This window comes from Aphanothece microscopica RSMan92, assembly GCF_046613545.2.
GTDB lineage: Bacteria > Cyanobacteriota > Cyanobacteriia > PCC-6307 > Cyanobiaceae > NIES-981.
Genome location: NZ_JBKKKY020000476.1, coordinates 1 through 484, shown reverse-complemented (window position 1 = coordinate 484; position 484 = coordinate 1). Strand labels below are relative to the sequence as shown.

General features: G+C 62.2%; 1 protein-coding gene. It reads left to right on the top strand.

The genetic code is table 11. The features are described 5' to 3' along the window. Positions 1-359: 359 nt before the first annotated feature. Positions 360-484, top strand: a 125-nt coding sequence (locus tag ACLD7X_RS18620; RefSeq protein ID WP_411425165.1) for an NAD-binding protein, incomplete at its 3' end; no start/stop codon positions are given.

The following is a 484-nucleotide window of genomic DNA, read 5'->3' as shown; positions in this document are numbered from 1 at the left end:
CCGATCACTTCGTGCACGCCGGGGCGAAGCCCAGGCAAGGGCTGCCGCTGGTATCCCTGCCCGCCGCGTCGGCCATGGGCCATCACGAATTCTCCGGAACGATCCATTTTCGATCTGGTCCTCTTGGCCCTCGCTCGGGCTGCCGGCCTCTCTCTCACCAGTGTGGTTCGTAAGGCCCGGCCGAACATAAGGTTCCGGCTTCAGGCATTTTTCCGGAAGCGATGAGGTGTGAGCGCCTGCTACTGCACGAAGCCTGCACGCCGGGGCTGCATCGGCCCATTCCATCCCTCGCTGGAACCGTCTAAACAGCTATCGCATTCGCACCCGGGCTCACGTCACCATACGACAAGGACAGCTTCATGAAGATCACGGTCATCGGCGCAGGTTATGTGGGCCTGGTCTCGGCCGCCTGCTTCTCGGACTTCGGTTATGAGGTGACCTGTGTGGATCGCGATGCCCGCAAGGTGGCCGCACTTGAGAACGG